Raw genomic sequence first — 24,579 nt, forward strand, 5'->3', positions numbered from 1 at the left:
AGTATTCTATTTAAAAGGTTATTCAATAGGTACCACACGGATGTTGTCAATCATAATCACCGGATTGCAATCCTTACCTTCCACACCACCTGCCCAGACAAAGAATGTCAATCCGGTCAGCATAGTCTTGTCAAAAGCCCTATCACACTTATTGCCTTCATGCGTCTTGTTGAACTCGGACAGATTCATGGAAACGGTTGTCCATTTACCGCCCGTATCATAGGAACCCGTATTCTTCCAGGGCAACCATAAACCTCGCGGCACATTCGTATCACTAAAGTAAGCATTGTTTCCGGTCGCATACGTCACCACATCATTACCAGTAAACATTACTTGCAGAGCACAAGACTGCCACGGATTGGAAGAAGGAATATTCACCTCAAATTTCAGTTGCAAACCATTGACACCATACTCCTCGAGCAGTTCTGCAAACTCAGGACGTGCAGAAAGTTCGGGATAACCGGCAGACGGTTCCGGCCAGTAATTGAATGAAAAATGTTCTTCATCCCAAGTAGCACCGATTCCCCCTTTAAGTTCCCCGGCAAAACGAATATATGCACCATCAATACTATTTTCATCGGCTTCTTTCAATACCGCACTACCATCACGCCAACCATGAGCAATAGCCATACCGCCATGAGAGCCATCCCAGTCAAAGAGTATGTTGCGGGTATCATGATAGCGGAATTTGGAACGTCCGGTACCGTAAATAGACTTCACGTTGATATAGCCTGCAGGAGCATTGTCCGGAAGAATAAAACTGACCGCAGTCTTGGTTATGTTCGTAATATTAGTCACTTCCACATTACCGGCCATCGTAATGGTCAGTGGCACATTCGGGTCATCAATGAAATAGTCACCAATCAGTGTCACCTCACTACCCGGCTTTGCAAACTCACAAGAAATGGAGTTCACGGTAGGAGCCGGAACCAACACCTTGAAGTCATAATCTATGGTATCTTTTGCTCTGGTCACCATATAAATCTTATCGGTCACTACCGAAGGAATCTCTTTCGGAACATCTACCATAAGTGTATGGTCAGTGATGTAACTTGTATTAAGTATCGCCTTCTGGTCATTGAAATAGAGCTCGTAAACACTCCGCAGATTCTCACCGACCAGACAAATCGTATTCGCCATATAGGCCCCCGTCAGCAAAGAATCTGCCGCAGCCGGATCAGGGACACGAACATACTTCAAAATAGGCTTTCCGCCTGCCACCTCATATTTATCCGGTTCATCCTCACAAGCTGCCATGGAAAAGCCTGCTGCGACAACAACTGCCGCGAAGAACCAATTCGTATATCTATTATTTTTCATCTTTTCAAGCATTAAATTAATAACTGAATTCAGAACGCACATCTACGTGTACCGGGTCTTTCATCAAATTAGGATTGAACACCACGTCTTCTGTCGGGAACGGCAATGTAAAACTGGAAACTGTTACATTCGGTGCCTTTGCATCCGGGTTGTAACGAGTTTCATCCGGATTTACCGTCCAACTACCATTCTCATAATAAGCTTTGTAGGTAGTGCCCAGATTATAATAAACATCACGGCGCTGCGCCTTCAGCTCATTGATAGCACGCTGGGAATCATAATATGCCAAACGTACATAATCATACCAACGGTCACCTTCGCAAGCCAGTTCCAGCCGACGTTCCTTCCAGACGTCCTCCCAAGTAATGGAGGTTTTCGGAGTAACTCCCGGAATGGCACGGCCACGTACTGCATTGAAAGCATCCAATGCACTCTGGTCTGTAGTAGAGGTAGCCAGTCCCATTTTCGCCTCGGCATATACCAGATAGATATCGGACAGGCGCAGGATATGGGTTGCCAGGCCGCTGTACATATTACCAGCCGATACGCCCAAGCCCAATAGATGGTCATTATTGTTACCATAAAGATGCTTCACATGATTGGCACCGGTAGGAGACTGATAATCGCCATTAGGGCCACCCTTGCCATATTCGGCATCATAGATAAACCGCAGATAATCGAATCCGCCCTTGTCCTGCCAGAAATAACTGTATACATCACCTGCCATCATCATGGTAGCCTTACGACGGGTATCCGTATCCGAACGAGTCTCAGGGCTTTCCAAAGCGGAAATTCCAAATGCATCCTGCAAATCAACCGACGGACCGGCATAACCGCCCCAGCAGTCACCAAATTCATCGAATCCCACCATTGCCAAGTCCGACTGCAATGTATTCTGCTGTGTCCAAGGGTCACGTCCTGCTGACCAATGCCAAGAGAAGAGGCACTCTTCATTCTTGTTGTTAGCCAAACGGAAAACATCGGAATAGTTGGCCAGCAGATTACGACCGGAATTATTAATTACATCCTTGGAATATTCTGCCGCTTTTGCCAAATCATCCGCATTGCGAGTACCGGAAAGACCACTCTTGGTCAGATACACCTTAGCCAAAAGACCTTCGGCACAATAACGATCAATACGTCCCGTTTCGCCTCTGGCCGGAAGCAATTCCATAGCTTTCTCCAGAGTCATAATGATATACTCGTACACATCGGCTGTCTCCACCTTGAATTTGGAGTTATAATTACCGGAATTCAATTCAGCCGTATTATCATGGATAATGGGTACTGCCCCAAAACTACGTACCAAATAGAAGTAAGCCATGGCTTTCCATGCCAGACACTCGCCCATACACTGATTTTTCACAGCTTCTGACGCATTTGCCGTCTTCAAACGAGTATATACGGTATTGGCATGACCGATAACTGCCCACAAAGAATAGGACATATTCACAAGGTTCTCATCCGTACCATTCACCGTAAAATTCAGGTAAGGACTGTTTCCCTCGTATACATTTCCGGACAAGATTTCACCGACTTTAATAAAACCGCGCTGAAAGTCATACCAAGGTGAGTTATAAAGGTAATTGACTCCTTGCACACATTGCTCGTCATTCTGGTAAAAATTCGATTCGTTATAATTATCTTCAGTAGGACGGTCCAGGAAATCTTCGCATGAAACTGTTCCCATACCGAGTACAGCTGCAAACGCCCAATATTTAATATATCTGATTTTCATGTTTTCTTCAAATTAAAGTGTTAGAATGAAACGTTCAAGCCGAATGAATAAACTGTAGGAGACGGATAACGTCCGTTGTCCAGACCATATACATTGACGCTTGAAGTACTAGCACCAATTTCAGGGTCATAGCCATCATAACCGGTAATGGTCAGCAGGTTCTGAATATTGGCATAGATACGCAAGTTGCTCAGCCCCAACTTATCAATCGTCTTTTTCGGGAAAGTATATCCCAAAGAGATATTCTTCAGGCGGATATAGGAACCATCTTCAATATAACGGTCACTGATACGGTCGTTGTCATTCGGGTCATTGATAGTGGCGCGTGGAATGGAAGCTCCCGGGTTTGCCACCATGACGTTAGACACATCATTATACCACATGGTTCCATCTTCGTAGACCTTGTTCGGATTGATAGGAACAAGCTGTGCACGTCCGTTTACAGCATTCAACTGGTTGGTCCATGGAGAGTTCATATGCGTCAGCTTCATGGAAAGGTAGTTGTACACCTTGTTGCCATAGGAACCGTTGATGAAAACGGACAAGTCGAAGTTCTTGTAACGGAAAGTATTGGTCCAGCCAAAAGTAAACTTAGGCATCGGAGAACCGATATTGGTCTTGTCATAGTCGTCAATAACGCCATCGGGCACACCGTCAGGACCACTGATATCCTTATATTTCACATCACCCACCCATACGGTATTGGTACGGTCAAATACACCGTTTGCCGGGTACTTGGCAGGTTTCGGAGAAGTCTGAAGGTCCTCCAGGTCCTTGTAAACACCATCACAGACAAATCCATAGAAGTTATAAAGTGATTCGCCTACACTGGACACACTGACTACATCGGTCCACTGTCCGTAACCTACAATCTGGGCATTGGCTGTACCTGCCAATCCTTTCAGTTTGTTCTTGTTGAAAGAAATCTGGAAATCGGAGTCCCATTCAAACTTACCCGTAATGGGATGCGTGTTCAGAGAGATTTCAAAACCGGTATTCTCTATGTCACCATAATTACCTTTCGGAGCAGCCAATGCAGAAGAACCATTGCCGGAAGTACCCATATAAGAAGGTAATTGCAACGGCATCAACATATCACTGGAAGTTTTCTTATACCACTCTACCGTCAGGTTGATACGGTCGTGCAGGAATCCCAAATCCACCCCGACGTTCCATTGCTCCTGAGACTCCCATTTGATGGAAGTGTTCGGTATATTGGAGGGGCGATACCCCATACCCAGACCAGAAGGCATACGATTCATGGATGTACCCCAGGCATAACCACCGATGTTGGCATTACCTGTTTGTCCCCATCCCAAACGCAGCTTACCGTTGCTGATTACCTTCTTCAACGGTTCAAAGAACGTTTCATTGGAAAAGCGCCAGGAAGCAGCCAACGAATGGAAGCCTGCCCAACGGTTTTCAGGGCCGAAGTTTGAAGAACCGTCATAACGATAGGTATAAGTACCCAGATAACGGTCGGCATAGTTATAAGTCAGACGTATAAAGAAAGATGCCATGGACGAACTTCCAAAACCTGCGTTGATAGTCGGTGTTCCCGTACCCAAGGCCGGATTGTGCACTTCATCCGAAGGCAGACCGCTATTGAACACACTCGTGAAGTCATAGCTGGACTCCCAGCACTCCTGACCCACCATGGCCGTATAATGATGCTTGTCGCCTATGTTTCCGGAATAGGTCACATAGTTCTTCAATTGCCAGAATGTACTGCTGTTCTTCTGGATACTGCTTTCATTGCTGGAACGTACCCATCCACCCAAATCAACCATCGGCTTGTAGCGTTCACCTTTGCTGGAACTGATGTCATAACCCAGTTCGGCATGCCATACCAGATTTTTAATCGGAGTGACCTCAAAGAAAATATTACCTGTCAGTTTCTGACGGTCCAGCAGGATGTCATCCATCATGGCAAGGGCAATCGGGTTAGGATTCGTATAGCCTTCGCGAACAACGGTGGCATAGCTGCCATCCAGATTATAGATAGGTATATCAGGAAGAGTGGTCAACGAGTAGTTAATCAAACCTTCATCACTGTCTGCCAGTTTCAGGTCATCACCCGTTGCTGTATAGGTGGCAGTCAAACCGAGTTTCAACCACTTCTTCAGTTGGGCATCCAAGTTGGCACGGAAGCTGTAACGGTTAAAGTTTGAACCGATGATGGTACCGTCCTGATCCATATAGGAAGCTGATACGTAGTATTGTATCTTCTCTGTACCACCTTGTGCCGAAATCTGGTGCTGATGCTGCAAAGCAGTCTGGAAGATGGCGTCCTGCCAGTTTGTACCTACTCCCAGCAGAGAAGGATCGGCATAATAATTACTAGGGTCAGAGATTTCACCCATGTTTGCCAAATCATTATAATAAGTGGCATACTCACGCAGATTCATCATATCCAGACGCTTTGTCTGGCGTTGAACGGCAAACATACCGTCATAAGTAAACTTAGCCTCACCCGCCTTACCACGTTTGGTCGTAATCAAAACCACACCATTGGAACCTTGCGCACCGTAAATGGCGGTTACCGAAGCATCTTTCAGAATTTCCATACTGACGATATCAGCAGGGTTGATGGTGGAAAGCGGAGAAATGGTGGAAACCGAGCCATTACCCAATGCATCGCCCAAACCATAAGATGAACCGCTTTGTCCCTGACTCTGTACAATCACACCGTCAATTACATACAACGGCTCGGCATTGGCATTGATAGTGGCCTGACCACGTACACGGATAGAAGAGGAAGAGCCCGGAGCACCGGAAGTGCTGACAGCCGTCACACCCGCAGCACGTCCTTGCAATGACTGGTCAAGGTTGGTAATAATAGAGCCCTTAATCTTGTCTTCACTCATGGAAACGGAAGCACCGGAAAGGTCGCTTTTCTTCATCGTACCGTAACCTACCACAACAACTTCATCCAACATTTCAGAGTCTTCCTTCAACGTGATGTTCACCGTTGTCTGGTCCGTTATCTTTATTTCCTGGCTGACATAGCCTATAAAGGAAACCACGATGGTAGCTCCCGGTTTCACATTCAAGGCAAAATTACCGTCAATGTCGGTAATTACACCATTCGTAGTGCCCTTTTCCAATACATTGGCACCAATGATAGGGCCCATCGCATCGCTGACGACACCCGTAATTTTCTTTGTTTGCTGCACTGCCTCAACGGTATCCACCGATGATACTGCGAAAAGCTGAGGGGTATAACCCAGGCTGAACACCGAACATATACCCGCAAGCAGCGCTGTCTTTCTAAAATTTAAATTCATACTGCATTTCTTAGATTTAAAACAAACACAAAACCTCCCAAAAGAAGATTTTTTTAGTTAACAAAATGAGAGTAAGTCAAGAAACCGTGACATGCAATCAAGGCGTTGACACTTAAAATTACTTCCAAACAATTCATGTTTTCACAGCATCATTCTTCTTTTCTTCCATAAGCACAATTCTTTTTTCTTAATTATTAATGGTTAAATCATATTGTTTTTAAAGGGCTATTTTTTCAGTGTCGTCAATTCGTCACGAACCATTCTCCCCCACTCTTTCATGTCTGCATCTTTCCAGTTTCCCTCGGAAGAAGCCGACGGATAGAACATGGAGCAAGTCTCATCCTTGTCAGACAAAGACCAGGCCACCCAGCTGATGGAATGCCGCTGCATCCACTCCAGCCAATTCCCCCACTCTTCTTTATTGATGGGGCCGTCCCCACTTGCCTCCATACCGGCACATTCGGAAACGAAAATCGGCAAGCCCTTGCCCAGAGCATAGTCGGCGCGATCGCGCAGCCACTGTCCGTGGGTATTGGCATAAAAGTGGAGTGTATACATTATATTGCTATATCCGGTAATAGGATCGTCTGCAGCCAAATGGATGTCCTGGTCCCAATGCGGACAACCTACGAGGATAACGGCATCCGGCTCTATGGCACGAATCGTCTTGATAACCTCCACAGAGTATGCCTTCACCTGTTCCCAACTGTCTTCCACCGGTTCGTTGAAAACCTCATAGATAACATTAGGAACCCCTTTGTAACGGGTAGCCATTTGGGTGAAGAATTCCTTTGCTTCTTCCTGCCGCAGATTGTGGCTATGCCAGTCAATGATGACGTAAACGCCGTTCTTGATAGCGGCATCCACCACTTTCGTAACACACTCAATACCGAACTCGGGCTTGTTCACATAGCAGGCGCTATCCAAATCCACTCCCATAGAGGCCCGAAGCACTTGTGCGCCCCAGTCATTGACCAGATAAGCAACCGAAGAGGCATTGTAGAAACGGGGCCAGAACTGATGCCAGCCATAGCTGACACCGTGCAATACCACCGTGTCTCCTTCGGTATTCATCAACTGCGTACCATTGACCACCAATGCCGGTAGTGTTTCTTTTACATTTTCATTCTTCGACGGGTTTGTTCCACAACCAATGGTCATACCTAGGCAACAAACCGCCAACATAACTTTCCATATGCTTTTCATATCATACTTAGTATTTAGAGTAATAATCTTTCTTATATAACGGTACAAACGCTTTGTACACGCTTACATTCTAATTTTCAGGCAGGGATTACACGGAAAGGATAGGTTTAATTTTGCAACTTCCGGTTTTCCGCTTTAATTATTTCAATAGTGCTGTCCGTGGCAAAGACAGAGTTCAGTCCTTGTTGTTCTTGGGCAGGGTCACCGGTATAGTCATCTCCCTTTTCCCAGAATACATGGTCGGGATTCTGTCCGGCAAAACCGCCCCATGCCCAGAAGTTGCATCCGGCAAAGAGTCCGCCGCTCTCACGATCCTGGCGGATGAGGTCGAATACATAACGGTAATATTCATCGCGGGCAGTGGTCGGCGCCTCTTTGGAGAAACTGAAGCCGTCACGGGGAAAACCGAACTCCTCCAAAACAATCGGCTTGCTGTACTTCCGGGCAATGACCATGTGGTCATCTATATACTTCTTAGTATTCTCCTTGGCACGCGGAAGAAGTTCCGTCAGGCTGTCAGCCTTCACCCAGCCCCAGTTGTAGGGCCAGATGTGGATATTCAGATAATTGATGTTGGGGTCGGCATGAATCTTCTCGAAAAGATTCATGTCCATTTCGCATCCCCACGCGCCCTCACTGCCGGAAGACACCATGTGGTTCGGGTCGAGGGACTTGATTTGTGCAGCTACATCAGCCATCCAACGGGCAAACGGCTCCTTGTTCTCGTCAGAGAAAGCGCGAGGCTCGTTACCAATCTGCCAAGACATAATAGTGGGGTCGTCCACATACTTTATCTGATTATACCTATTGGTTCGCGAAACAATATAATTGACATGATTGGCAAACAAGGCCTTCGCGCTGTCCGATTTGGGGAACTGCTTGACATACTCCATATAGGCGGGCCATCCGTCTACGGCAGGTACCACGGCATCACCGTGTCCGGACCATTGCAGGTAAACAGAATAGCCGCCGCTCCATTCCCAGGAATTGTTCAAATAGAGTACAGCTGTCATATCACGTTCACGCAGTTCATTCATGAAATAATCCAATCCGGCCAAGATAGTATCATTATAGACGCCCGGTGCCACTTGCAAAGAGGGCTCTACCCGCGTCTTTATGCCATTTTCACCGTCAGCACCCACCAATACGCGCAGGTTGTTGATGCCAATGCTTTTCAGAAAGTCCAGCTCCTTATGCAACCGTTCACGATTGCCGCCTTCACCTTGGGAACCAAGAATGGCACCATACCAGAAATTGGCACCTACAAAATAATAGGGTTTTCCGTCGCGAACGAACTGTCCATCGGCATTGACCTTAATAAACGAATGCTCCGCAGGCTTAGGGGCACATGCTCCCAAAAGGAATAAAAGTACTGTCAGTAAAAGGAATTGTTTCTTCATATTATCAGTTTTTAAGCGATACACAAAGATACGCGGCTCATATCATAAAAAATGATACTATATTATCAGATTAATATGCCAATGTGATTAATCACATTGGCACATCAAGTTGTCTCCGTATCCAGTCCAGCCATTCATCCCACTGTTCCTGATACCAATAATGTCCGGTTTCCAGATAAGGATGCAATTCCTTCGGAGAAGCAATCACATTGTAGGCTGCATACATGGAAGTGGGAGGACAGACCTCATCGTTATACCCCCAACTGAACCAACCGGGCACATTCAGCAGGCGGGCAAAGTTTGCCGTATCATAATAGCGTACCGTTTCAAGCTGCTTTTCATCGGGAGCACCGTAATAATAGAAATAATGGGGCCAACCGCAAGCACGCTTCTTGAAGAAGGCTTCGTGGTCGCACAGGGCAGGATGAACTGCCGCCAGAAAAGTAACGCGTGAATCAAGAGCCGCCGTAATCACAGACAAGGCACCGCCCTGGCTGGAGCCCGTAACGCCCAGCGCTTTCCCGTTGTACTGCGGCAGCGAACAGATAAAATCCACAGCACGCAAAGCGCCTACCACCACACGGTTATAGTAAGAAGCATCCCGATTGTCGCGGCCGAACGTCCAATAATTGCTCAGCGCCCCACCTGCCAGCGCATCATATACAGACTGCTGCATCGTGACGGGAATGCCGTGGATACCCACCTCCAATATAATTACCTTTCCAGGAGCCGTATACGTATCTCCCGCATAAGGGCGGACACCCGCACCGGGCACACGCAGCAAAGCCGGATACTTCCCTTCTTTCTTGGGAATACTGAGAATACCGTAAAAACGTCCTCCCCAGGCTTTTGTCTGGAAGCTGACCTGATATACATTATCCGTTTCCGTACAGCGTTCGGGAAGCAGCGTCATAAGGGGATTCAACGGAGTCTTGCGCGCCTCTTCCAAGGTCTTGGCCCAATAATCCTGAAAATCGGCAGGAAGTTTCGTCACGGGTTGCAGCTGCTCAGGAGCATAGGCCGATGTAGCCAGCCCTTCATAAGTCCGGCCGTCCACATGCGCCTTGACCTTGCAACGCAAGAAGCCTGCAGTCTTCATCGTGCCTTGCAACTTCAAGGTACCATCTTTCAGCACCATGTCTTTCTTTACTTCAGTAGGATACATTTCGGGGCCCAGTTCATAGTCAATCTTGACATCGGGCAAGAGGTTCTGTGCCTTCAGCACCCGGACGGTAAACGTACACTTCTCATTCAGACGATACACCCAATCGCTATGGTCGGGTGAAACGACTACACGGATTTCATTGCCGCGTATCTGCGCCGTCACAGCACATACACACAGCAGACATAAAAATAAGGAAAAAACTCTTTTCATGATATCAGATATTAGTATTAATCATTGGTGCAAAAATAGGCACTTTCAATGAAGAATACCAATACTTTTTTATCATATCACCAGCTTCTTTTTCCGATAATTCTCACGGAATTCCTTCGGCGAGCATCCCTTCTTCCGCTTGAACATACGATTGAAATTGGACAGATTGTTGAAGCCGCAGTCATAGCACACCTCTGCAATAGTACGCGTGGAATCTACCAACATACGCGTGGCAAAGCCCAGACGGATATCAATAATGTAGTCGGAAAGCGTCTTGCCGGTGCGCAGGCGAAAGAAACGGCTGAAAGAGACCGGGGTCATGCCCACCATATCGGCCAATGAAGCCAACCGGATATCCTCCTGATAATGGGTGGAAATGTATTTCTGCACCTTCTGTACCCGGCGGCTGTCAGAGAAAGTCTCTATCTTGGCAAACGAAGAACTGGACAACACCCGAGCATTGTCATAGAGGGAAAGTTCGTAAAGGATACGGAGAAAGTTCATCACGGCATAAAAGCCCTGCTCCTCGGAAGCCAGCTTATCCAGCCAGTTGTACACCTTCATGATGGCCTGCATGGGGAAACTAAGTCCGCACTGTGCACGCTCCAGCATCCGGCGGATACTGTCGAACTGGTTCTTGTTGACAACGTTCCCGAAGAACAAGTCGGGAGAGAACTGGATGGTAATCTCCCGAATATCCCCGGAGGTACATTCATGTTGCTCCCATACATGCTCCAACTCCTTACCGGTTATCAGTACCAGGTCATAATCACCGATAATCTCGGCAGAATCGCCCACCACACGACGTACGCCGGAAGCATGTTCCGTGAAGTTCAGTTCATACTCTGCGTGACAATGGATGGGGTAGGTAAATTCTGTTTTGTGACGATCGGCAATATAGAAACAGTCACGTTCCGACAGAGGGGTTATCTCCCTCATGATATAGTTCTGGTTTTCCATAGGCATTGGTTAAAAAAATATCATGCCACAAATATACTCATTCTTTTTAATCCCACAACAGTACCATTTGTTACATTTAGAGGTAATAATTGTTATATATGAGCAGATACCCGGGAAAGTCCCGCCCGGAAAAGCAAAACTTCCGTTCTTCTCCTCCTCAAGCTCTAATGTAAGGATGTATGAGATGTATATCTCATGTTGTACGAGATATACATCTCATACAACACGAGATGCACATCTCGCACACTTACACACTATAGTTTGAGGAAGAAAGAAGCGGAGATCCCTCTCTTGCCCCATAGACAAAAGAAAGATCTCCGCTTCGCCGGATGATATGAATGATAAGCTGCTTACTTCTGCAGCTTCAAAACGCAGGAAGTTTCCGGCAGGTTTTTCGAAACGACCGTCAGTGTGGCTTCTCCCGCTTCGCCGATACTTTGCAACAGCACCTGTGCAAGTCCGTTGAATGCTTTTACCTGATAGGTGCGGGCATCGGCGTCGGCCGGACGTTCCGTAGCCTGATAAGCGGGGTCTCCATTCCCCACCCCAAGGATGCGTACCGGACCGGAGACGGTTATCGTCAAGTCGTTGCAGGCAGTGGGGACAAAACGTTTCTTCTTGTCCTGCAACTCAATGTTACACACTGCCACATCCCGATTGTCTGCCTGAATGACGGAACGGTCTGCCGTCAGGGAGATACGGGCAGGAGCACCGGTAGTCTCCACAGTACGGGCCAATATTTTTTTGCCGTTCTTATAGCCTACAGCCTTCACTGCACCGGGCTGGTAAACGGCTTTCCAAGAAAGATGACCGTTTCGGGGCATCGGTTTGCGCTCCAGTTTCTTGCCGTTCACGGTCAGTTCCACTTCATCGCAGTTGCTGTATACCCAAATATCAATGCTATCACCTTCGTGACCTTGCAGATTCCAGTGAGGAAGGATGTGCAGCACCGGCTCATCCGTCCACCAGGACTTCAGATACCAGGCTTCGTCCTTGGGAAAGCCACAGTAGTCCAGAATGCCGAATTGTGAGCCCGTAGCCGGGAACTTCATGGGGTTGGGCTCGCCGCGGTAGTCGAAACCCGTCCAATAGAAAAGACCCGCCAAATAGGGACGTTCGTCATAGAATTTCCAGCCACGCTCGATGCAGTTCAGCAGGCTGTCAGGTCCGTTCGGCTTGCGGTTGTGCGCCACCATGTGGCCTTTGTCGTGGGCATCGAAGTAGATGCCGCGCGTACCACAGCCCGTAGTCTCTTCCGAACCGAGCGCACGGCGGCCGGGATAATCCTTGCGGTGCTGCTCTACTGGATTCTGAAGGATGTAGTTATAACCGGCCACGTCTGCGGGAATCAAGATGGCAGGGCCACTGCTCGAAGCAACGGTCATGAGGCGCGTAGGGTCGAAACGGTGGCAATATTCGCGCATCGTGGCAGCAATGCGTGTACCGCTTTCTTTCCACTCGATGCCCCACTCCTCGTTGCCTACACTCCAAAGGATAATGCACGGATGGTTGCGGTCGCGGTCTATCATGCGTTTCAGCAGGCGAGTATGTTCCTCGTTGACACCCGTCAGACGGTTTTCTTCTATCACAAGGATGCCGAGGCTGTCGCAGGCATCGAGCATTTCGGGAGTCATCGGGTTATGGGAAGAACGGTAGGCATTGCAGCCGAACTTCTTCAGTTCCTTCAGTCGGTACACTTGCAGGGCATCGGGAATGCCGGCACCTACTCCGGGGTGGTCTTGGTGCATGTTCACACCTTTCAGTTTCAGAGGCTGTCCGTTCAAGAGGAAGCCCTTGTCGGCATCGAAGCGGATGTCACGAATACCCGTAGTAGTGGTATAAGCATCCACCAGCTTGCCATGCTGATAGACTTCCGTAAGCAGTGTATATAGATAAGGTGTATCCACACTCCAAAGATGAGGTTTGTCCAGCGCTATTTCACCGACGGTGAGCTGGCGGTCTTTCGGCAGTACCGGCTTACCGGCCGTTTCGCAGCGTGCCACTTCCTTGCCGTCGGCATCCCGGAGGATATGGCAGAGGCGGTAATCCTCCGTTTGCAGACCGGAGTTTTCAACAGTGGTCTCTATCGTCAGCTTGGCCTTGTCAAAAGGTGCGGCCAGCGTGCTGTGCACAAAGGTTCCGAAAGGAGCTACATGTAACGGCGCCGTCTTGTTCAGCCATACATGGCGGTAGATGCCCGCACCCTCGTAAAACCAGCCCTCCTCGAGCGTGGCATCCGCACGGACGCAGATAAGATTCTCTTCTCCGTAATTCAGGTATTCCGTAATGTCATACACCTGCGTGGCATAGCCGCTCGGTTCGTGTCCCAGGTAGAAACCGTTTATCCAGATACGGGCATCACGGAAGATACCGTCGAACTGAAGATAAAGATGTTTGCCGAGGTCCTCTTGTGGCACGGTGATGGTCTTTCGGTACCATCCCACAGAGTTTTCGGGGAATTTATAGCCGACGGCTTTATAGCCATGACTGTGGCTCGCTTCTTTGGCATAAGGCAAATCAACCACCCAGTCATGCGGAAGATTGACCGTCTTCCAGTCCACACCCCACTTCTCCGGATTGAACTTGGGAGAGTAAGGGCCCTCATTATGGATAGAGGCTGCCTTGGTCAGATAGTTGAAGTACTCCGTTCCGCAGCCGAAATCTTTCTCCGGTGAGGAAGCATTGCCAAAAGCAAACTGCCAGCCGTCGTCCAGCAAAATACGTTCGCGGACGGATTGGGCAGAAAGAGAAAAGGTAATTCCAAGAAGGAACAGAAATGCGAATAAGTGTTTCATATCGGTTAATCATAAAATGTGTTTACAAAGATAGAGCGAAAAAGATTCGTGCGGTGATACTTTTGTATCTTTTTCCGGTACTTCATGTTTCCGAGGGGAAAAAACACACCGGGCAAACAAGGGTGATAGGAGAAAAGTTTTTAAATTTGAAGCGTGCTTCCGGGAAAATGGCCGGGTGCCACAACTAACGAAGAATGTATCAAACTAAATACAAGAAATAATATGAAAGACAAAAGATTCGGATATTTCGATGACGACAACCGCGAATACGTCATTACCGACCCCAAAACACCTTGGCCATGGATTAACTACCTGGGCAATGAAGACTTCTTCTCACTCATCTCCAATACCGCCGGAGGCTATTCCTTCTACAAGGACGCCAAGTTCCGCCGCATCACCCGCTACCGCTACAACAACGTGCCGATGGACAACGGGGGACGCTACTTCTACATCAACGAAGGCGGCAACGTATGGTCTCCCACCTGGAAGCCCTGCAAGACCGCACTCGACAGCTACGAATGCCGCCACGGCATGAGCTACACCCGCATCACCGGAGCCAAAGACGGCATCGAAGCCAGCCTGCTCTTCTTCGTCCCACTGAAGACCTGGGGAGAGGTGCAGAAGCTGACCTTGCGGAATACTTCTGCCAAAGTGAGAAAACTCAAACTGTTCTCTTTTGCCGAATGGTGCTTGTGGAATGCCGCTACGGACATGGAGAACTTCCAGCGTAACTTCTCCACGGGAGAGGTGGAAGTGGACGGGTCCGTCATCTACCACAAGACAGAATACAAGGAACGCCGCAATCACTACGCCTTCTACAGTGTCAATACACCCGTAGACGGTTTCGATACTGACCGCGAAACATTTGTGGGACTCTACAACGAGTTTGCCGACCCGGAACGGGTAGTAGAAGGCAGACCGGGCAACAGCATTGCCCACGGTTGGAGCCCCATCGCCTCACACTATCTGGAAGTAGAGCTGCAACCCGGCGAAAACCGCGACTTCATCTTCCTGCTGGGCTATGTGGAAAACAAGCAGGAGGCAAAGTTCGAGGAGCATGAAGCATCTCAGCATAAAGCATTCAAGCAGAGCGTACCCTCTTCACCTATTATAAATAAGGTAAAGGCTAAGGCGATGATTTCGGCCTTCGACACTACCGCCAAAGTAGATGCCGCCTTTGCCGAGCTGAAAGCCTACTGGGACCGCCTGCTGGACATCTACGTCGTGAAGACCGACGAAGAAAAGCTGGATCGCATGGTGAACATCTGGAACCAGTATCAGTGCATGATTACCTTCAACATGTCCCGTTCCGCCTCTTTCTTCGAGAGCGGCATCGGTCGTGGAATGGGTTTCCGCGACTCCAACCAGGACCTCGTGGGCTTCGTGCATCAGATACCGGAACGAGCCCGCGAACGAATCATCGACATAGCCTCCACGCAATTCCCCGACGGAGGATGCTACCACCAATACCAACCGCTGACCAAACGCGGCAACAACGACATCGGCGGCGGCTTCAACGACGACCCCATGTGGCTTATCTTCGGTACGGTGGCATACATCAAGGAATCGGGAGACTTCAGTATCCTGGATGAGCCCGTCCCCTTCGACAACAAAGAAGGTTCGGAAGTGTCTCTGTTCGAGCACCTGCGCGTCTCCTTCAACCACGTCATCGAGAACCTCGGCCCCCACATGTTGCCCCTCATCGGCCGTGCCGACTGGAATGACTGCCTGAACCTGAACTGCTTCTCCTGGGACCCGAATGAATCCTTCCAGACCACGGAAAACCAGACGGAAGGCAGCCAGGCAGAATCGCTGATGATTGCCGGCTTGTTCGTTGTATGCGGACGCGACTATGTGGAACTATGCCGCCACCTGGGTAAAGACGACGAAGCAAACAGAGCGCAAACCTATATAGATAATATGGTGGAAGCCGTAAAAAAACACGGCTGGGACGGAGACTGGTATCTGCGCGCCTACGATTACTTCGGCCACAAGGTAGGCTCCAAAGAGAACGAAGAAGGACAAATCTTCATCGAATCGCAAGGCTGGTGCACCATGGCAGGCATCGGACTGGAAGAAGGCATGGTAGAAAAAGCACTGGACTCCGTAAAGGAACGCCTGGACTGCGAGCACGGTATTGTACTCAACAATCCGCCCTTCACCCGCTATGTTGTGGAGTATGGAGAAATCTCCACCTATCCCGCCGGCTACAAGGAAAATGCGGGTATCTTCTGCCACAACAACCCGTGGGTCATCATCGGAGAAACCGTACTGGGCCGGGGCGACCGTTCCTGGGAGTATTTCCGCAAGATATGCCCGTCGTACACCGAAGAGCACAGTGCCCTGCATAAAGTAGAACCTTACGTATGCTGCCAGATGGTGGCCGGCAAGGACGCCGCCCGCCCCGGCGAAGGCAAGAACAGCTGGCTGACTGGAACGGCTGCCTGGATGTGGTATGCCATCACGCAATTCATACTCGGCATCAAGCCTTCGTATGAAGGTCTGGAAATCAATCCTTGTATCCCGGCAGGCTGGAAAGGCTTCAACGTGAAGCGTAGGTTCCGCGGGGCAGAATATCATATTACCGTGAAGAATCCCGATGGTGTGTGCAAAGGCATCAAGTCCGTCACGGTAGACGGCAAGCCGGTAGAAGGCAATGTAGTGAAGCATCTGCCGGGCACGCATACAGTAGAAGTAATAATGGGGTAACCCACAAAATACAATATCATGATAAACCCAATTTATTCTCCGGCGGCCGAACGCTACAACAACGGCATGAAATTCCGCCGTTGCGGGCAAAGCGGCATCCTGCTGCCTGAAATATCACTCGGATTGTGGCACAACTTCGGCGACGTGAACACATTTGCCAATTCCCAAGCCATGGCGCACTATGCCTTCGACCGTGGAATCACGCATTTCGACCTCGCCAACAATTACGGTCCTTCCTACGGTTCCGCCGAAGAGACTTTCGGAATGATTATGAAGAAATCCTTCATGTCCTATCGGGACGAACTATTCATCTCCACCAAGGCCGGACACGACATGTGGCCCGGCCCCTACGGGGAGTGGGGCTCACGCAAGTACCTGATGAGTAGCCTCAACCAAAGTCTGAAACGGATGAACCTGGAGTATGTGGACATCTTCTACTCCCACCGCTACGACCCGGATACTCCGCTTGAAGAGACCCTGCAAGCACTGGTTGATATCGTACGGCAAGGCAAAGCACTCTATGTAGGAATCTCCAAATATCCCAAAGAGGCGGCCGAGTTTGCCTACAAATACCTGGAAGAACGGGATGTACACTGCCTGCTCTATCAAGGCAGATACAATCTCTTCAACCGCGAACCGGAAGAAGAAGGTATCCTGCAGCAAGCCAAAGGGAACGGAACCGGCTTCATCGCCTTCTCCCCGCTGGCGCAGGGCCTGCTGACCAACCGCTACCAGAACGGTATTCCCGAAGATTCGCGCATGGCAAAGGGGGCTTTCCTAAAGAAAGAAGCACTGACCGACGAGACGCTGCAAAAAATCAAGGCACTCAACGAGGTTGCTGCCTCACGCGGGCAAACCCTTGCCGAGATGTCACTTGCCTGGCTGTTGAAGGACGACCTGGTGACAAGCGTCATCATCGGAGCGAGCTCCGTTACCCAACTGGCAGATAACCTGAAAGCGACTGAAAATACAGACTTCTCTGCCGAGGAACTGGAGAAGATAAAGAAAATCATTCAAAAATAAATCAACATGAAAAGCCTCCTTATTCAAACCTTTTGTTTATTATTCCTTTGCTTGGGCACGGTCCGTGCACAGCAATACCAACTTGCATCACCCAACGGAAAACTATCCGTTACGGTAGATGCCGGAGAAGCCCTCACCTGGCAGATTGCACACGACGGCACCACAGTGCTGCAACCCTCTGCCATCGCCCTGCAAGGCAGAGATGAAAAATCAGCCAAGAAAGCAATAACTTTCGGTAAAAATGTAAAAGTAATCCGTGCAGAACGCAAGTCCGTGGAGTCCTCCTTCCCCACTCCCCTCTACAAAAAGGCAAGTGTGGAGGATGTCTACAACCAGCTGACACTGAAATGCCGCGGAGGCTACAACGTACAGTTCCGCGCATACGATGACGGCGCTGCCTATCGCTTCATTTCCGAACAGAACAAGCCGTTTATCGTCCTCAACGAAACAGCGGACTTCAATTTCGACAAGGATTACCAAGCATTTGTACCTTACATAAACGACAACCGCAATGGTGAGCGCTATTGCTTCTCCTTCGAGTCTTACTACGACGAAGCCCCGTTGTCCAAAATGCACACCGACTCACTCTCCATCACCCCACTGATGGTTTGCCTGGACGGAGGAAAGAAAGCCGTTATCATGGAAGCCGGATTGGAAAACTATCCCGGCATGTTCCTCACAGTAAATCCCCAGACACGCCAAGGAGTGCAGGCAGCATTTGCCCCCTATCCGCTGGAAGAAATAATCGGCGGACACAACCGGCTGAACTTGATACCGACCAAGCGTGCAGACTACATCGCCCGTTGTGCCAAGCAGGAGCTCCCCTGGCGTGTGGTGCTCGTCACCGAAAAGGACACGCAGCTTGCCGACAACGACATGGCACAGCGTCTTGCTCCCGCCTGCCGCATCAAAGACATTTCCTGGATTAAACCCGGCAAAGTGGCTTGGGACTGGTGGAACACCTGCAACCTAACTGGCGTAGACTTCAAAGCCGGCATGAACACCCCGACTTATAAGGCATTCATCGACTTTGCCGCCGACAACAACCTGGAATATATCATCATCGATGACGGCTGGAGCGGAAACGAATCTTTACTGAAAGACCTGAATCCGGATATCGATTTAAAGGAACTCATCGCCTATGGAAACCAGAAGGGTGTCGGCATCATTCTTTGGGCAAGCTGGCGAAACTCTGCCAAAGATACGGAAGCCGCATTCAGCCACTATGCACAGATGGGTATCAAGGGTTTCAAGATAGACTTCTTCGACCGTGACGACCAGCCACTGGTACAGTCCGTAGAACGCATTGTAGCCTGCGCCGCCGAGCACCACCTGGTATTGGACCTGCATGGACTCAAGCCATACGGTATACAGCGCACCTATCCCAACGTCCTGAACTTTGAAGGTGTAAAGGGACTGGAGAATGCCAAATGGGAGCCGATAGTGAACGGTAGCCCGCTCCACAACTTCCCACGCTATGATGTGACTGCTCCCTACCTGCGCATGCTTATAGGTCCGATGGACTACACACCGGGAGCCATGATGAACGCAACCCGCGAAACCTTCCGTGCCGTCAACGACCATCCGATGAGCCAGGGTACGCGCGTCCACCAGATGGCGATGTACACCCTCTTCGAAGCCCCGCTGCAAATGCTTGCCGACAGCCCCAGCAAATATATGAAGGAGAAGGAATGCACGGACTTCATTGCCAAAGTGCCTACCGTTTTCGACGAGACCGTGGCACTGGACGGTGAAGTAGGCGAATACCTTACACTGGCACGCCGCAAGGGAGACGTCTGGTACATCGCCTCCATGACCGACTGGACACCACGCGACTGTACCATCGACCTTTCCTTCCTCGGAGAAGGAAGTTACGAAGCCGAAATCTTTTCCGACGGCATCAATGCCGACCGGGAAGCAACCGACTACAAGAAAGAAGTACGCACCGTGACCTCGGGAGACAAGCTGAACATACACATGGCACCCGGAGGAGGATGGACAGCACGGATATGGAAAAGATGATAGGGTGATAAAGTAATGACATGATAAGTGCAATAGGGTGACAGTTACGTTAAAAGTGCTGTCACCCTATTCCTTTATCACTTTTAACATACCTCTACGTGAACCTTTTATATCCTATCTTGTTTTTTCTCACAAAAGCCTAAGGTACCATAGGGCAGGAATTTATATTAAACCTAAACAATTATAAAAGTATGAAGAAATTTATTCCCCTATTATTAGCGGTCTTTGCAGTGACGCTTGCATCTTGCGAAAAAGACCCTGACATGGATAAGCTGGACAATAATTATCTGGTTTATACCAACTATGACAAGAAGGCGGATTTCAAAACCTTCGAAACTTATTACTTGCCGGACAGCATTCTGGTTATCGGTGATAAGGAAAATGCCGAATACTGGAAAGATGAGAATGCCCAGGAAATTCTCAGCGCTTATGTTGCTAACATGAACAGCCGCGGCTACATCCGTGTGGATGACCGGGAAGAAGCCGACCTTGGCTTGCAGGTAAGCTATGTCAGAAGTACCTATTACTTCACCGACTACGGACGTCCCGAATGGTGGTGGAACTATCCAGGCTACTGGGATGCTCCTTACTGGGGCAACTGGGGCGGATGGTATTATCCCTATGCCGTGAACTATTCCTACAGCACCGGTTCCTTTATCAGCGAATTGTTGAATCTGGAGGCGCCGCAAGGCCAGAGCGAGAAACTTCCTGTTCTGTGGACCAGCTATATGAGCGGCTTGCTGAGTGGTTCTACTTCTGTCAATACCAAACTTGCCGTGCAAGGTGTGAACCAAGCTTTCACTCAATCAACTTACCTGACTAACAAGTAGTGACAAGCTACGAGCTATAAGTGACAAATGACGGGTTACCCAATATTAAGGTAACAAGAATAATACGGCAGCATCCTTTCCGGACTGGGAAGTTGCCATTGAACCAAAAAACAAGAACAAAGTATGAAAACAATAAAATATCTTTCCTTGAGAGTATTTGCGGTTGCCGCTCTTGCTCTCGTCTTCGCCCTACCGACGAAGGCACAGATGACCGATAACGGTTATGCCAATATCGACTGGCAATATAACTTTCCCCTCAGCAACAACTTCGCCGACAAATCAAGCGGCTGGGGTATGAATTTTGAAGGCGGTTACTTCCTGACAGACAATTTTGCATTGGGAGCTTTCTTGAACTACCATAGCAACCATGAGTATTTCGGTCGCCAGACACTTCCCGTAGGCGAAGGCGGCAGTCTGAATACCGACCAGCAGCACACTGCATTCCAGTTGCCTTTCGGTCTGGCCTCCCGCTATGTATGGAACCGTGGAGGTGCATTCCAGCCGTATGCCGGTGTAAAACTGGGTGCTGAATATGCACAGTTGAAGTCAACCTTCAACGTATTCGAAGCCAACAAGGATACATGGGGTTTCTATGTATCTCCTGAAATTGGTTTCAATGTGTATCCTTGGGCTTATGGACCGGGCTTGCATTTCGCAGCCTATTACAGTTACGGTACGAACAAAGGTGACCTCTTTACGTACAGCGTAGACGGTTTGAGCAATTTCGGTCTGCGCGTAGGTATTGCGTTCTGATAAGACACACACTTAAAGCTTAACAGATAGAATTTAATTGTTTCAAAATTGAAGAAGAAAGGAGCCTTTCCTGCGTGAGCAAGGGAGGCTCTTTTTAATTCTACCAGTTATTTTTTTCCTCCCAGCATCGCCTTATATACAGCCTCCTGAATCCTCGTCCTTATATCCAGCCTCATCAACTTGTTATTCCACACATCCGGATAGGTGCGGTTGCTCAAAAAGACATAAACCAAGCCGTTCTCCGGGTCTGTCCAGGCGCAAGTGCCCGTGAAACCGGTATGGCCGTAGACAGAAGCAGGGGCAGACTCTGCGCAGGGACTTTTCTGGGGATTACGCCGGTCGGGCTTATCAAATCCCAGCCCCCGACGGCTTATCCTTGAGACGGTGGTAGTAAATACCCTGCAGGTCTCCTTGCTCAAATAGCGCTTACCGTCCAGTTCACCCCCATTCAGCAACATCTGATAGACTTTTGCCACTTCTTCGGCAGTGGAGAACAGCCCGGCATTACCGGAAACGCCACCCTGAAAAGCTGCGGATTCATCATGTACAAATCCTTGCAAGGTAGTCTTACGCAAGAAAGGGTCTGTTGATGAAGGTACAATATCTTCCTTCTTCAAGAAGCGCAGAGGAAGATACCCCGTACGCTCCAATCCCATCGGAGTATAGAATTCCTTGGCCAGATATTCGTCCATAGACATGCCGGTGCGCGCCTCGACCAACTGCTGCAACAAGATAAAGCCCACACAACTATAACGGTAACGCTTGTCTCTAAGCGGAGTATCCACAATCTTCTGCAAGTACTCTTGCTTGAAGGAACGGTTCAGCCAAAGGCTGTCGGACACTTGCATCGTATATTCCGGTGTCTGCACCTTCGACGTCAGTCCCTGGCGGAAGCGGAACTTAGGGTTCGCCCAAGTCTGCCGTCCGATGCGTGCGGAATGCAGGGCATCAGGGCGCGCCTTGAACAAAGTGCCGGTGTAGCTTTCTTCATCAATCGCTTCCTGATAGAACAGCAAGGTGGAAGGCAGACCGGACTCGTGCATCAATAGCTCGCGTACCGTAATATTCTTCTTGTCCGTATCCTGCAGGAAAGGCAGATAATCCGACACCCGGTCTGTAAGGCTGAGACGCCCGCCATCGTACAACTTCATTACGGCAAGCAGTGTGGCCGTGGTCTTTGTCAGTGAGGCGATGTCGTACACATCCGTTTTCTTCACGGGAAGCGCCTTGCTTCCAGCCTCGTTCCAGACGTGGGTACCGAAAGCTTTATTATACATCTCCCTGCCATCCTTCAGCACCACTACCTGGCAACCGGGGTAAGCCCCTTCACGAATGCCTTCTTCGGCTATCTTGTCTATTTCAGCCAGCAGACGGGAATTCATACCATGCTCTTCGGGCACAAAGCGGGGGGTACTTTGAGGAGTCAGCGTCACTCCCGCACCGGCAGCAAACCGACTACCGATACTGGCAGACAAGCGTCCCTCTGAACAAGCACTGCCATAAACAATCCGGGCAACCTGCTGCTGTACCTCCCCGTTGGAGGAGTGTGCCAAAACCACCGCTTCGGCAGCAGCGCTCCCTTGCTTTATCTGCAATACCTGCTTGCCGGGAATAAAGAACAGATAGACCACCGGTACGTCAGGAGCGAACTTTGCAAAGAAATTCTGATAGGGCGTCAAACGGTGTTCGGTGACACAGACCAGAATACGTTTATACTTGGCCAACGCATTTCTCAAACGGTTCCCGTCAGCCTCCGGCAGATTCTTGCCCAAATGGAACTCCACAGGACGGGTATACTGCGACAGTTCTTTGAGGAACGGCCGGATTTCCTGCGCTTCTCCCACATTGAGTACGGCAACTTCACCGATGGAAGGGTCCAGCGGAAGTACCTCGTCCCGGTTATCCAGCACAGTGATGGCCGCCAAGTTCAGCCGGCGCATCAAATCACGCGTTTTCGGAGTATTGATGCGGGTCCCCAAACCTGAAAGCTGCACATGGGGTTTCTTTTCCAACCCAAGGGCATATTTATATTTCAGTACTTTACGGCATTTCGCCTCTATCTCTTTCTCTGTCAGCTCCCCTTTTTTCACAGCGGCAAGCACAGCCTCCACTTCCTCCTTGATACGCCGGGGGACAAGCAGCAAATCATTGCCGGCCTTCAGCGCCTGCAAACAGATGCTTTCATTGCCCGATACCCCTTTCATGGCAAGGGCATCCGTAAAGACAAGCCCCTGAAAGCCGAGGTCATTCACCAACAAACCGGAAACCACCTTACGCGAAAGCGAAGACGGAAGCCCCTTTTGCGGCTCGATGGCAGGCACCTCCAAGTGCCCCACCATCATACCTCCCAGTCCGGCACGAATGGCTTTTCTGAAAGGATAAAGCTCTATGCTGTCCAGACGGGCACGGGTAAAAGGCAGCACGGGCAACGCCTTATGAGAATCCACATCCGTATCTCCATGCCCCGGAAAGTGCTTGCTGACAGAAAGCACACCACCATCCTCCAACCCTTTGGAGTAGGCAACAACCTTGTTCGCCACATTGAACGGACTTTCACCGAAGGAACGGGTATTGATAACCGGATTCTTGGGATTGATATTCACATCCGCTACGGGAGCAAAATTCACTTGCACCCCCAGTTCACGGCATTGGCGGGCCACCTCGCGCCCATATTCATAAATCAGTGTATCGTTCTGTATGCAGCCCAGCACCATGTTTCGCGGAAAGTTCGGGGTACCGCGAAGGCGCATAGCCAGTCCCCATTCACCGTCAAAGGTAATCATCAGCGGAACTTCCGCCATCCGCTGCGCCTCATTGGTCAACATCACCTGGTTCTGCATCAATCCGCCGGAGAATAACAGACCGCCTACCTTATAGTCCTCCACCACCTTACGCAGCAGTTCCTTGTTGGCCTTGTCCTGCCGGGGGGCAATCGTATAGATGAACAGTTGTCCGATGCGTTCTTTCAGAGTCAGACGCTGCATGACGGAATCCACCCACTGCCTGCACCGCACGTCACTGTTCAAGAGACGTACAAGCGAAGGGTCGTTCGGCGGCACCGGAGTAAACGGCATCGGGCCAAGCTGCGCTTTCAGAAGCGGACAAAGACAACACAATATAGTGATATAGGCAAGCAGGCATATTCTCTTCATTCCTTATAG

At 49.5% G+C, this 24,579-nt stretch carries 14 protein-coding genes; 5 read left to right on the plus strand and 9 right to left on the minus strand.

The window, feature by feature from the left end:
* Positions 1 to 18: 18 nt before the first annotated feature.
* The 8 genes from JXR92_RS01665 to galA form a co-directional block, all read right to left on the minus strand.
* Positions 19 to 1,320 (minus strand): glycan-binding surface protein, encoded by a 1,302-nt coding sequence (locus JXR92_RS01665; protein ID WP_171030402.1) that lies wholly within the window; start codon positions 1,318 to 1,320, stop codon positions 19 to 21.
* A gap of 16 nt (positions 1,321 to 1,336) precedes the next feature.
* Positions 1,337 to 3,058, minus strand: coding sequence for a RagB/SusD family nutrient uptake outer membrane protein (locus JXR92_RS01670; RefSeq protein WP_117601318.1), 1,722 nt, complete (start codon positions 3,056 to 3,058; stop codon positions 1,337 to 1,339).
* Between the two features lie 20 nt (positions 3,059 to 3,078).
* Positions 3,079 to 6,345 carry a SusC/RagA family TonB-linked outer membrane protein gene (locus JXR92_RS01675; RefSeq protein ID WP_206897503.1) on the minus strand — a complete coding sequence of 1,089 codons (3,267 nt, stop codon included), beginning with the start codon at positions 6,343 to 6,345 and terminating at the stop codon, positions 3,079 to 3,081.
* A gap of 225 nt (positions 6,346 to 6,570) precedes the next feature.
* The gene (locus JXR92_RS01680) at positions 6,571 to 7,551 is read right to left on the minus strand and encodes a glycoside hydrolase family 5 protein (protein ID WP_131225529.1); all 981 of its coding nucleotides are present in this window, start codon (positions 7,549 to 7,551) and stop codon (positions 6,571 to 6,573) included.
* A 107-nt stretch (positions 7,552 to 7,658) separates the two neighbouring features.
* Positions 7,659 to 8,951 carry a glycoside hydrolase 5 family protein gene (locus JXR92_RS01685; protein WP_138344609.1) on the minus strand — a complete coding sequence of 431 codons (1,293 nt, stop codon included), beginning with the start codon at positions 8,949 to 8,951 and terminating at the stop codon, positions 7,659 to 7,661.
* Positions 8,952 to 9,042: 91 nt separating this feature from the next.
* Complete coding sequence (locus JXR92_RS01690; RefSeq protein WP_061411757.1) at positions 9,043 to 10,326, minus strand: acetylxylan esterase; 1,284 nt, start codon at positions 10,324 to 10,326, stop codon at positions 9,043 to 9,045.
* Between the two features lie 72 nt (positions 10,327 to 10,398).
* Positions 10,399 to 11,286: a helix-turn-helix domain-containing protein gene (locus JXR92_RS01695; protein WP_057256135.1), complete on the minus strand. Its 888-nt coding sequence runs from the start codon at positions 11,284 to 11,286 to the stop codon at positions 10,399 to 10,401.
* Between the two features lie 350 nt (positions 11,287 to 11,636).
* Positions 11,637 to 14,081: a beta-galactosidase GalA gene (galA, locus tag JXR92_RS01700; protein WP_131225530.1), complete on the minus strand. Its 2,445-nt coding sequence runs from the start codon at positions 14,079 to 14,081 to the stop codon at positions 11,637 to 11,639.
* 222 nt (positions 14,082 to 14,303) lie between these two features.
* Between galA and JXR92_RS01705 the strand changes: the two genes are divergently transcribed.
* The 5 genes from JXR92_RS01705 (at position 14,304) to JXR92_RS01725 (ending at position 21,418) form a co-directional block, all read left to right on the plus strand.
* The gene (locus JXR92_RS01705; protein ID WP_138344611.1) at positions 14,304 to 16,790 is read left to right on the plus strand and encodes a glycoside hydrolase family 94 protein; all 2,487 of its coding nucleotides are present in this window, start codon (positions 14,304 to 14,306) and stop codon (positions 16,788 to 16,790) included.
* An 18-nt stretch (positions 16,791 to 16,808) separates the two neighbouring features.
* Positions 16,809 to 17,813: an aldo/keto reductase gene (locus JXR92_RS01710; RefSeq protein WP_138344612.1), complete on the plus strand. Its 1,005-nt coding sequence runs from the start codon at positions 16,809 to 16,811 to the stop codon at positions 17,811 to 17,813.
* Between the two features lie 6 nt (positions 17,814 to 17,819).
* The gene (locus JXR92_RS01715) at positions 17,820 to 19,835 is read left to right on the plus strand and encodes a glycoside hydrolase family 97 protein (RefSeq protein ID WP_138344613.1); all 2,016 of its coding nucleotides are present in this window, start codon (positions 17,820 to 17,822) and stop codon (positions 19,833 to 19,835) included.
* 191 nt (positions 19,836 to 20,026) lie between these two features.
* A complete protein-coding gene (locus JXR92_RS01720) occupies positions 20,027 to 20,665 on the plus strand; it encodes a DUF4136 domain-containing protein (protein ID WP_005834796.1) in 639 nt (212 codons plus the stop codon).
* A gap of 123 nt (positions 20,666 to 20,788) precedes the next feature.
* A complete protein-coding gene (locus JXR92_RS01725) occupies positions 20,789 to 21,418 on the plus strand; it encodes an outer membrane beta-barrel protein (RefSeq protein ID WP_005834794.1) in 630 nt (209 codons plus the stop codon).
* Between the two features lie 107 nt (positions 21,419 to 21,525).
* Here JXR92_RS01725 and JXR92_RS01730 read toward each other — a convergent pair whose 3' ends face one another.
* Complete coding sequence (locus JXR92_RS01730) at positions 21,526 to 24,570, minus strand: glycoside hydrolase family 3 N-terminal domain-containing protein (RefSeq protein ID WP_138344614.1); 3,045 nt, start codon at positions 24,568 to 24,570, stop codon at positions 21,526 to 21,528.
* Between the last annotated feature and the right edge of the window lie 9 nt (positions 24,571 to 24,579).

It is taken from the genome of Bacteroides parvus (genome assembly GCF_017309675.2).
Taxonomy (GTDB): domain Bacteria; phylum Bacteroidota; class Bacteroidia; order Bacteroidales; family Bacteroidaceae; genus Bacteroides; species Bacteroides uniformis.

What these genes read in the sequence shown, in the direction of transcription:
- JXR92_RS01665 (WP_171030402.1), bottom strand. Translation starts at nt 1,320, where the DNA reads ATGAAAAATAATAGATATACGAATTGGTTCTTCGCGGCAGTTGTTGTC.
- JXR92_RS01670 (WP_117601318.1), bottom strand. Translation starts at nt 3,058, where the DNA reads ATGAAAATCAGATATATTAAATATTGGGCGTTTGCAGCTGTACTCGGT.
- JXR92_RS01675 (WP_206897503.1), bottom strand. Translation starts at nt 6,345, where the DNA reads ATGAATTTAAATTTTAGAAAGACAGCGCTGCTTGCGGGTATATGTTCG.
- JXR92_RS01680 (WP_131225529.1), bottom strand. Translation starts at nt 7,551, where the DNA reads ATGAAAAGCATATGGAAAGTTATGTTGGCGGTTTGTTGCCTAGGTATG.
- JXR92_RS01685 (WP_138344609.1), bottom strand. Translation starts at nt 8,951, where the DNA reads ATGAAGAAACAATTCCTTTTACTGACAGTACTTTTATTCCTTTTGGGA.
- JXR92_RS01690 (WP_061411757.1), bottom strand. Translation starts at nt 10,326, where the DNA reads ATGAAAAGAGTTTTTTCCTTATTTTTATGTCTGCTGTGTGTATGTGCT.
- JXR92_RS01695 (WP_057256135.1), bottom strand. Translation starts at nt 11,286, where the DNA reads ATGGAAAACCAGAACTATATCATGAGGGAGATAACCCCTCTGTCGGAA.
- galA (WP_131225530.1), bottom strand. Translation starts at nt 14,081, where the DNA reads ATGAAACACTTATTCGCATTTCTGTTCCTTCTTGGAATTACCTTTTCT.
- JXR92_RS01705 (WP_138344611.1), top strand. Translation starts at nt 14,304, where the DNA reads ATGAAAGACAAAAGATTCGGATATTTCGATGACGACAACCGCGAATAC.
- JXR92_RS01710 (WP_138344612.1), top strand. Translation starts at nt 16,809, where the DNA reads ATGATAAACCCAATTTATTCTCCGGCGGCCGAACGCTACAACAACGGC.
- JXR92_RS01715 (WP_138344613.1), top strand. Translation starts at nt 17,820, where the DNA reads ATGAAAAGCCTCCTTATTCAAACCTTTTGTTTATTATTCCTTTGCTTG.
- JXR92_RS01720 (WP_005834796.1), top strand. Translation starts at nt 20,027, where the DNA reads ATGAAGAAATTTATTCCCCTATTATTAGCGGTCTTTGCAGTGACGCTT.
- JXR92_RS01725 (WP_005834794.1), top strand. Translation starts at nt 20,789, where the DNA reads ATGAAAACAATAAAATATCTTTCCTTGAGAGTATTTGCGGTTGCCGCT.
- JXR92_RS01730 (WP_138344614.1), bottom strand. Translation starts at nt 24,570, where the DNA reads ATGAAGAGAATATGCCTGCTTGCCTATATCACTATATTGTGTTGTCTT.